This is a genomic window from Pseudobacillus sp. 179-B 2D1 NHS (genome assembly GCF_045370945.1).
Classification (GTDB): Bacteria; Bacillota; Bacilli; order Bacillales; family Domibacillaceae; genus Pseudobacillus.
The window spans coordinates 1-9,909 of sequence record NZ_JBIQDP010000051.1 but is presented as its reverse complement, the minus strand read 5'-3'; the positions used below and the strand labels follow the sequence as shown (position 1 = coordinate 9,909).

9 protein-coding genes and 1 pseudogene are annotated in these 9,909 nt (G+C 37.1%); all 10 read right to left on the bottom strand.

What is annotated here, in order from left to right; all coding sequences use genetic code 11:
* Nucleotides 1–108: 108 nt before the first annotated feature.
* Complete coding sequence (locus ACH0BF_RS24605) at nt 109–591, bottom strand: hypothetical protein (protein ID WP_406910480.1); 483 nt, start codon at nt 589–591, stop codon at nt 109–111.
* A gap of 133 nt (nt 592–724) precedes the next feature.
* Nucleotides 725–958 (bottom strand): hypothetical protein, encoded by a 234-nt coding sequence (locus tag ACH0BF_RS24600; RefSeq protein WP_406910479.1) that lies wholly within the window; start codon nt 956–958, stop codon nt 725–727.
* A 9-nt stretch (nt 959–967) separates the two neighbouring features.
* Nucleotides 968–1,531, bottom strand: a complete 564-nt coding sequence (locus ACH0BF_RS24595; protein WP_406910478.1) for a hypothetical protein — start codon at nt 1,529–1,531, stop codon at nt 968–970.
* Nucleotides 1,532–1,937: 406 nt separating this feature from the next.
* Nucleotides 1,938–2,903 (bottom strand): hypothetical protein, encoded by a 966-nt coding sequence (locus ACH0BF_RS24590; protein WP_340856756.1) that lies wholly within the window; start codon nt 2,901–2,903, stop codon nt 1,938–1,940.
* Nucleotides 2,904–3,084: 181 nt separating this feature from the next.
* Nucleotides 3,085–3,648 (bottom strand): methyltransferase family protein, encoded by a 564-nt coding sequence (locus ACH0BF_RS24585; protein ID WP_340856757.1) that lies wholly within the window; start codon nt 3,646–3,648, stop codon nt 3,085–3,087.
* A 148-nt stretch (nt 3,649–3,796) separates the two neighbouring features.
* Nucleotides 3,797–4,054 (bottom strand): DinB/UmuC family translesion DNA polymerase, encoded by a 258-nt coding sequence (locus ACH0BF_RS24580; protein WP_483879969.1) that lies wholly within the window; start codon nt 4,052–4,054, stop codon nt 3,797–3,799.
* Between the two features lie 317 nt (nt 4,055–4,371).
* Nucleotides 4,372–4,794: an RND transporter gene (locus ACH0BF_RS24575; RefSeq protein WP_340856758.1), complete on the bottom strand. Its 423-nt coding sequence runs from the start codon at nt 4,792–4,794 to the stop codon at nt 4,372–4,374.
* A gap of 192 nt (nt 4,795–4,986) precedes the next feature.
* Nucleotides 4,987–5,438 (bottom strand): annotated as a pseudogene (locus tag ACH0BF_RS24570) (DUF4279 domain-containing protein).
* A gap of 736 nt (nt 5,439–6,174) precedes the next feature.
* Entirely contained in the window at nt 6,175–8,136 is a 1,962-nt protein-coding gene (gene ltaS, locus ACH0BF_RS24565) for a lipoteichoic acid synthase (protein WP_120038464.1), read from the bottom strand.
* A 435-nt stretch (nt 8,137–8,571) separates the two neighbouring features.
* On the bottom strand, nt 8,572–8,955 hold the full coding sequence (locus ACH0BF_RS24560; protein WP_406910477.1) for a hypothetical protein: 384 nt from the start codon (nt 8,953–8,955) through the stop codon (nt 8,572–8,574).
* Between the last annotated feature and the right edge of the window lie 954 nt (nt 8,956–9,909).

The window sequence follows — 9,909 nt, the reverse complement described above, 5'->3', positions numbered from 1 at the left end:
ATATATTGAGGATCAAATTAGAAAGACAGCTTAAGACTTAACTTTTTTGTGTCCAAATTATTGACTCAAATCCAAACATTAATTCGTCTTGAAAATGCACCAATTAAATCAATATAAGTCTATGAAAAATGGATAACTAAATTCCGTTCTATATTGAATAATAACTTCAATTGGTGCCTCATTATTCTCTTCTGTACTCAAAGCATCTTCCTCTTTAACTAACCCTTCGTACCAGATTTGGTTTTTACTGTTCTTCTTTAACTCTTCTGTACCTTCGAAATATATTTCAAAGTCTTTTGATTTATAATGTTCAAAAATTGCTTTTTCGCTCAATTTAGTTAATATTCTTATGTTTACAACAACAGTTGGATAACCTCCGCTCCCCCACGGACCGCCTCCATAGAGAACTCCATAATCAAAATCTTGTTCTATCACTTCTGTTTTTTCAGGTAACTCAAAGTCCAATAGTCTGTTTGCATATTTCTTAGCATAAACATATTCCTGTCCAACAAAAACATAAAACAAAAATAATATGCATATCGCTACAAAGACAAACGGAACAGTTATTAATACTTTTACGACGCGTTTCACTAAAAACACCACCTGTTTCCTTAAAGAACCTGCTCCATTAGTCGAATAAAGAAAAAGGGCTTGCATCAGCCACCCCATCTTTAACATAAGCACCCGTTAGTCAAATAAGAAATAGATAACTTTATTGTATTCGTTAGAAAAAGTATGCCGTAAAAGATGCCGCTACAGGGATTTTAATAGTAGTAGGTAGCAAATCTATCATCGTAAAGTAATCACCTTTAGGCACATCTGTACGATAACTGTAATCTTCGGTTTGTAGATCTACTTCTATCATAAATATCTTCTCATTCGGATTGACACCAGAAAGTGCTACATAAATCCCATCATCCCTTGCAACAGCTGTACGCCCATAGTACGACTTAAGCATATCTGGTTCCTATCCTTCTTCTTTTTTTATAGAAATAACTGTATTTCCGAATTTAATTAAACCTTTATTCTTTAAGTAAATTGGCTTTATCTTATTTTCACTAAGGCTATTGGTGTCGGTGTTAGAAATCGATTCTGTAGAAGAATGAATTCTCTTATAAATGAAAGAGAACTTTTTCTCGTACAATTTAGCCTCAAAGATACGATTCTCATATCTGTTATCTGGATCTTCTAGAAATCCTCCTGAAATGCCTAAAATATATCTATCATCATTCTTTATTAAACTAAGATCTCCATACTCCAGGCTTTGAGAAAATACCGAGAAGAATATTAACCCGATAAAAAGGAAAGAGGAAATAAATAGCAGCAATTGAGTTATTGTCCTTTCTCCTAATAAAAGAGAAGAGACAACAAAAAAAGGTACTAATAATAGAAAGTCAAGCCAAGCAAGAGATTGGTAAAGGTTCTCTTTATAAAAAAATAAATAGTCCTGAGAAGAACTAATCATTATAACTCTAATAACGAAATATGAAAGCAATACAAAGAAGGAAATTTGCAGCCACTTCTTTTTCATCAATAACACTCCTTTACCGGATTACATTGTATTTTAATAAAATAAATAAGATTAAACCGAAGATAAATACATTTGTCCATACAAGGCTGGTTCTAATTTGCTGTTGGTTTGGAATAAAGTTTGATCAAAAATATCCCTCAAACCCGTATTTTAAATTAAATAATAAGAACCCGTTTTGAAAAAGATTGATCAAAACGGGCTAAGTCCTTGCTAGCTACTATACAATTTTTATAAAAAAGTTTGATCATTTTTTTAGCTATATCTTCCGCAATAGCGCCATTTAATCGAATAAACCACTAATTATTTTAGCTCTCGAAAATCTTCGATTGTAAAGTACACTACCTCTTCTCCACGCAAAATGAGCTTTTGCACAACACCAGTAGTCCGTAGCTCTGTGTAATCAACTTCAGTTGGACTCATCTTGAAGGGCTCGACGGCGTTCATGCAGCACCAGTAGGATAATCATCCCCATTATTACACCTAAGACGATGCCTGCCTGTGTGGTCAACAACCATGCTAATGGGTACTCTGGGGAGGGTGGTACACCGAGTCGAACTGAAGATAAGGCGGAATAGAGGTTGTTGGAGAACAAAGCTCCCGATGAAATCCATGCCGCTGCCATAGGGGGTAGAAACCACCTCGATCCACGGCGGGATGATACCACCAGTATGCCCCATGCACCAGCAAAGGACCACACGCCTGTACTCAATGACAGCAGGCGCCACCACACATCGCGTTCACCCATGGTTGCCGGGTCGATGCCGAAAGAGCCGCCAACCGCCCAAAACACCTTGATGACACCGAGCAGAAAGCAGCCGGCAGCGACGATCCTAGCCAAGATAATCTGCAGTTGTAAAGTATTGCCCGGCAACTCCTTGTAATCGGTTGTGCCACTCAGCGCTTCTGGCCAACGAGCCATTGCGTACCCCGCCAATGCAAGCGGCAGGAAAATGCCGATCCCGAAAAGTGAGATCATGACGAAGAGCTGCTCGTATACCCAGAAATTGGCAGCACCTGCTTCTTGATCCCGGATCATAGCTGCAGGGCCCAGAACCGGTGCAATCAGCAGCATCGGAACGAGCAAACCGGTACCAACCCAAATAGGTAGAGCAACCAACCACGCAGGTAGCCGCTCCCCCCATGGTCTGCAAAACGCCATTGCAAGAAGGATACCAATCGCAGCGAGAACCGCGGTTACTGCGTTTATAATGCGCCAGCTAGCGCCACCCATTTGCTCGGTTGGAAGGAAGAGACCAAAAGTCCATACGATTTTGATCAGGAGGTAAGGTGTTACTGCTATTGCGGCACCATAACCGCAAATTCTACGCAACCTCATCAATCTTGAGGCCTTCCTCTCTGCACTAATTGTCATCTTCTCATCTCCTCTACAAGGTTCTAACTCACTTTGTTTCATAATTATTTATTCACAACTATCCTAATGCCTTTAACTCTTTTAAACTTTCTTGTACAGCTTGTTGAGTGACAGTAAAGTTGTTTAAAAAATCAAATCTTTATGCCACAATCACGCCCTATTGCTTAATAAGATCGTTTAACTAAAGGTAACGACGAACTTTTTTACAGTATTGTTTATATTCTTCACCGTAAATCTTCATCAATGATTGTTCCTCAAGAAGTACTTGCCGATTAAAAAGCCAATAACCTACAATCAAATATAATAATAAAATCCAATTCGGGTAAATGAAAAATTCTCCTAATAAGACTAAACCAAAAGCAGTATATATCGGATTTCGACTTATGGCAAAAGCTCCAGTTGTAATTAAAGAACCTGGGTTATCTTCATCTATTCCCACCCTAAAGCTTTTCCCGAATGAAATTAAGCTGTATAGGAATAGTGAAAGACCGAGTAAGCATAAGACTACCCCGATCCAGCCAACGGATTCATTTCTAAACAGTTCTGTTCCCAAACGTGGTAGGTTAATGATATTGGAAAAAATCACATAAAATAATAGCACAGCAAATGGAGGTATAATGAAATCTCTTCTGTCCATTTCGCCAAATTTAAAGGCTTTAATGCCAAGTTTTTTTAATTGTATTGAACGAATGATTACCATCGTTATCAACAAAACTATTGTAATAACGGCAATAGATTCTTGCATACTGAACCACCCTTAGTTTACTATTTTTATCTTGTCCTCTTCGTTTCTCCTTTAAATCTTATTCCGTCAAATGGCCCGTTCGTTGAATATCATAACAGCTATTTTAGTTTTAAATGACTTTATTATGATTTAAACAACTTTATTATCATTACACAACATAAATTTGCCGGATCGGCTGTCCTCTCCAATATGTCTTAAACAGTTTTTCAAATTGAGTATTCAGGTCTTTCGTGCAGTTTGTCTGTCTAGACAGTTGCATTTGATGTTTAACTCCCCTTTCTTCAATGTCCTGAGCAAGAGTGACTTTTCCTGCTGCTACATGGGGCAAACGAAGTCTCATCGCTACTTCATCGACTATTTCATGAATCACAATCATAATCGCTCGTTCGTTATAATAAGCACGAATTATTATTTGACTTTTAGAAAATAGTTTTTGCGCAAAAGTGAGCTTTTACGAACGACATCTTATCCTTAAAGCGAAAGATTTGTTAAACGATGGTGTGGATTTTTGGGCAAACAAAAAGAACCCTGTCCCATAGAGTCCTTCTAGTATTCCTTCTTTAACTAAAGCCCCATTTACTTTAAGTACATATTTTCACAAACTTATAACAAGGATGCTGCCCCGCCACTATAATAAGAAAAGATAACTGTCCAGAAAAGACAGGTTCAGTAAACCTTGCCACCCAATAACTGATAAGGTTGTTTTTAAAACAATTCAAATGATTAACTTTTATTGATAGCCTTGCGACGTTGAATAAGAAAAGAAATTGAATAAGAAATTATTAAAATCATCCCTATTAGCAAAGCTATAATGAAGCCAAGCATACCCTGTACACCGACCCATCCAATCGTAAATGTAAGAAAAAATAATAAATAACAAAAACCAACCAGAATGATAGCAATAGGAACGTTAAACGGGAAGAAACTTTTCCAACCTACTGCTAAAAAAACGGAAATGCTCAGTATGGTGATCGAGATAATAATATGGAGTGTCCCCCAACGGAATCCCGCACGAGATTGTGCATCTTCACCAAAGGCAGGTGTATTGTATAAATCATATAGTGTGATAATTGCAGTAATAACCGCTGTCAATACAACTAGTATGAAAATACTCCAATTTATAGTGTTCAGGTTTTTATTTTTCATTTAATCTCCTTGACTCCCTCCCGAAATGTCCTACTGACCAAAAAGTAATTGATTCGTTTACTACAACTTCAACAGAAAAGGAACTTCTCCTTCTTCGAGAAAACTGCCCCGTTTGTCCAATAAGAACTTAAACAAAAAAGCGTTCACCCTTCTTAGATCAACGCCTCTGTTAGTTGAAGCATAATTGCTTTTTTAGTCCTCAAAATTTTCATCATAAGGGTTCGCATACAAATCTATATCAAATTCAGCTTTTATACTATTTGCAAATTCAATCTGTTCCTTATCAATATGCAAACCGGGTGTGTATCCACTTTCCATTATTACAACAATGGAAAAATGGCATTCCAATTCATACTCCATTTTCAACTGATTTATTAAAGCTGCTTTATTTTTTAACCGTCCTAAAATTTGGTCCATTTGCTCTTTCACATCAAAGGACTCTTGGTAGCCTGTGCTTAATTCCCAAGCTGTTTCTAATCGATAATGATTTTTGTGGAAGTAATGTTTTGATTAAGGGGCCTTACAATAACATCACCCTTTTTATAGGTTTTTGTAGGTTCAATTTCCAATGTTTCAGTCACATAATCAATTGAAAATTCATCTCCATACAATGTAAAGTAAACCATTACTTGAGTTTTATCCAAATTAAACTTTTCCCTCCGATAATTCTTACTTTCCATTTGTATAGTGATAATGTTCCTTATCTCACGAATGTATAACTCTCACAAACTCATAGGAATTACAAACAACGACCACATCGATACTAAAATACCTGACAGAAGAACAACAACGAAGAGAACCTTCACTCTGTTATCTTTTGCCTCCTTCTTAGCAATAGACATGATTATCATTGCTACCATCATAACGTAGAAGAACCAATTTAAATACGTTGACCACCCAAAAACTGCAACATTACCGAACTCTGTTAGACCATAAATTATAAACCCTAAACCTTGAGCAAATATCCCCTAATAACGAAGCTATTACAAATAATACACAGATTAGTATGATCTGCATCTTTATCTTTACCTATACCACCCCCAACATGCCATATCTTGAAAGATAGTGCTAAAAAATAGCCCAATTAGAACCATTACAAAGAAAAAACATTTTGAAATACCATTAAGGCTCGTATTCTCTCGCTTTCGTGGGGAATAGCAGAACAACTATGTACGATTAAACAAATTTGTTAATAACTGTTATTTAATTAAACTACCCCGTTAGTGGCAGAAGAATTTTTAAACAACTAGGTTATTTTTTAAATGACTTTATTATCTCTGCACAAGATGAAGAAAAAACACTTACACGAACAGAAACCCCCGGACAAAGGAACTTTTAACCTTCCAGTGTTCGGGGGGCAGCTCATTGATATATCTCTGTCTACTTCTCTTCCTTATTTATTTCTAACTCTCCGGTATTGGTATAGTCGTATTCCGACCTGTCTACGGGTGTAAAGTTTGGCGGTGAATAAAATCTAAGCAAATCACCATTTACAACTCGGTCTGAAAGCTCTAGTTTGTACTCCGCCTCTTGCTGAAGTTCCTTAGCTTTTGAAAGCCGGGCTTCTTCTAATTTTTCTCCTGTAGATGAATTGTAAAACTTGCCGTTAATGGACGTAACGGCCGGACTAACGAAGTCGCCATTACGGAATGGGACCAGCGAATCGTGCTTATCGGATAATATATCTGTGCCGAATTGAATATATTCCTTTGAATCAATTCCAAGTAGATGGAGAAGTGTTGGAAGCAGATCAATTTGTCCGCTGTATTCGTGGTTGACTCCCCCTTGGATGCCAGGTGCGTGAATGAATAAAGGTACTCTTTGTAATCCCGTACTTTCAAAAGGGGTTATCTCTTTTCCTAACACCTGCTTCATCGCCTTATTATGATTTTCAGAAATGCCATAATGATCGCCGTACATAACGATCACCGTGTTATCATACAAGCCTGATTCTTTTAGAGCCGTAAAGAATTGCCTTAACGCTTCATCTGCATATCGGGCCGTTTGAAAATAACGGTCAACAGATTTATCACCGGTTGTATGAGGCGCAATCGTTGTCTCCTCATCCGCTATCGTAAACGGATAATGATGACTTACTGTGATAAATTTCGTGTAAAATGGCTGCGGCAATGATTTTAACAAAGGCATTGACTGCTCAAAAAATGGCTTGTCCATTAAGCCGTAATCCGCTAAATCTTTCGGATTCATTTCATAGTAGCTGGAATCAAAAAATCGATCGTAACCAAGTGATTTATAAATCTCGTTACGGTTCCAAAAGCTTCCCGAATTTCCATGGAATACAGCCGAAGTATAATCATACCGATCTAAAATAGCTGGAGCTGCCTGATATGTGTTTAACCCTTTGGTAGTAAAGGCTGCCCCTTGCGGCAGACCGTATAAAGAGTTTTCAATCATAAATTCTGCATCCGCCGTTTTTCCTTGGGCTGTTTGGTGGAAAAAGTTATCAAAATAAAGGGTGTTTTTATCCCTTGTTAACGAATTTAAAAATGGTGTCACTTCTTCCCCGTGTAATTTATAATCAATTAAAAAGTTTTGAATGGACTCAAGGTGCAAATAGACGACATTCATGCCTTTAGCTGCACCGAAGTATTTCGGATTTGGTTCTGCATAATTTGTTTTTACATAATTGTTCACTTCTGTGATGTCATCACTATCTGCCAGTACCCTTTGTGCAGAGGCCCTTGTGCTTTGAACAGCATCGTAAATGGTGTAATTATACATCCCTAAATACTTTACGATATATTTACGATCAAATCCCCTTGTCAATAATTCAGGGCGATCGGCCTCTGCTAATGCTAAGTTAACACCTGAAATTCCCATACCTAACAATAGGACTGTGCTTGCTTTCAAGCGATTCGTATCTTTCATTTCGATCTTCACAAACTTCAAGGCCAGCAGTCCTGCCAAAAGGACAAGATCAATGAAAAATAAAAAGTCATATGGTTTTAAAAGATACACTATACTTGTGCTTACATCGCCTAAGTTTTCCGTTTGGGTTAACGTCGGCAACGTGACAAAGTCATTGAATGACCGGTAATACAAAACATTAGCAAACACCAGGATGGACAAGAGTGTATCTATGATTAATAGGGCTATATACTTTCTTCTTCCTTTAAAAAAGAACGCCAACCCTAAAAACAGTAAAGACGAGCCTAAAGGGTTCAGAAACAGCAGAAACTTCTGTACAGAATTATCTATTCCTAATTCAAATTGTGTTAATTGGACAACATAGGTTTTCACCCATAGAAGAACGGCTGCTATAATAAAAAAGCCAATAAATTTGTTCGAAAATCCTTGCACCTTTTGAAACACATTATTCATTCTTGTAAACCTACTTTCTAGCAAACTTCTTTTCTAAAACTATTAATCTAGTGGTACTTTCTTTGGACTATCTAAAGTTGAGATTCTTGACTTTAAGCAAAGTGATGAAGGTCTATCACTTCTCTACCGTACACTGTTTATATGTCCGCCGTGTGTCCAAGTGAACAAATTAAGCAAGATGCTACTAATAACCTAGAGGTCCAATACTGCACTCCTGTCAGTACGGAAGATTATGACAATGCGGAGGAGCATATGGCACGTACAGAATGAATGGCAAAGAACATACTTCCCCTCTTCTTTATAGGACGACACTAAGTAACCCCTCCTTTATTATGAGGAGGGGTGTTATCAGAATGGATCTGGCAATAATATAATCGTGTGAACAAATTACTTGATCCCTTCACTGCCGCTTGTTTCGGCTTCAATCACTCAAAGCTATTCCAATGAAATTTCCTGGTTCTGTTTATTAAAGAAATGGAAACCTGCATATGTTTCTTCTTTTATTTCTTTAGGCAATTTAGTAGCCATAATAAAATATGGCTCATGAGGCACTTTAATTTTATAATCAAACGAAACATTTTGTAATTCCACTTTTATAGAAGCGACCTTATCATTATTAATCCGCCCCATAACTACTCCATACTGACCTTCACTTGTTTCAATTCCTTCATAAGCTAAGCCACTGTTGATAGTACCACTGTAAAGAATACGAAGATTTCTATTGAGGCCTTCTTCTAAAATAGCCTTATGTAAGTTCGAATCAACTTTGTAAAGAGCAACATGTATACTCGATTCTCCCAGATGTACGGCTTGTACCAATGTAAGTTTCACATTAGAACGGCCAGAAGTTTGGTTTTCCCACTTTGCCAAATACGCTTGGATGTCGTCGTTATTATTTTTAATAGGGTATCTCATCATGTAAGACATGATTGAAATAAGTACGGCTGCTAACATAACAATAATAATTAAAGCTTTTTGTTTAGAAATTACAATCCCCTCTTTGATTAATATAAGCTCCGTTATTGGTATAGGAAAGGACCTTCATTAGAAGATCCTTTTTGCTGCTTATTCACTTAAAGCGTTCATTTACCGATTATAAAATCCTTAAGGCAGCTGCCTTTTCTCAGAAAGTAAAGTTTTGAAAAAGTGAAATAGTAATAATTAATGTTGATAAAGTACCGAAAGATGTTAGAGTAATGATTTTCCGGTTATTCTGCTCTTTTAAAGGTTTAATGAGTTCATAAATCGCTGCAATCCATATAAATGCGAATACTATGCTAATAATGATTATGGACATATTTCACATACCCTTTCTCATAGTTTTTTATAGCTTAGCATTAAAGTGATTGTTCCACAACTCAGCTCTTTAGATGGATAAAACCTCTAAGCATTAAGTAAATCACCCGTACACTCTTAGTAACAACTTTTTTGCCTTTATGCCGTCATTTGAAAATGGCGCTGGCCGGATGATCACCGGTTTAATAGTTTTTTACAGGCTTAATTGTGGAAAAATCAAGAAAAAAATCTTCCATAAATGTAATGACAAAACATACAAAGAAACGAGAGCTCTTGCATGTTTTTACTTGCCTTAGCGCTTCAAATTTCCGCTTCGGAGATTATAAACTTATAGATGTAAAAAACACCCTTATTCTTCCCATAGAAGAATAAGGGTGTTTTGGAAGAAAACTATATGTATGACGGAGAAGGAGGGATTTGAACCCTCGCGCCGCTTACGCGACCTACACCCTTAGCAGGGGCGCCTCTTCAGCCTCT

Bases quoted from the DNA above. Each gene is read 5' to 3' on its own strand.
- ACH0BF_RS24600 (WP_406910479.1), bottom strand. From the start codon at position 958: ATGCTTAAGTCGTACTATGGGCGTACAGCTGTTGCAAGGGATGATGGG.
- ACH0BF_RS24595 (WP_406910478.1), bottom strand. From the start codon at position 1,531: ATGAAAAAGAAGTGGCTGCAAATTTCCTTCTTTGTATTGCTTTCATAT.
- ACH0BF_RS24590 (WP_340856756.1), bottom strand. From the start codon at position 2,903: ATGACAATTAGTGCAGAGAGGAAGGCCTCAAGATTGATGAGGTTGCGT.
- ACH0BF_RS24585 (WP_340856757.1), bottom strand. From the start codon at position 3,648: ATGCAAGAATCTATTGCCGTTATTACAATAGTTTTGTTGATAACGATG.
- ACH0BF_RS24575 (WP_340856758.1), bottom strand. From the start codon at position 4,794: ATGAAAAATAAAAACCTGAACACTATAAATTGGAGTATTTTCATACTA.
- ltaS (WP_120038464.1), bottom strand. From the start codon at position 8,136: ATGAATAATGTGTTTCAAAAGGTGCAAGGATTTTCGAACAAATTTATT.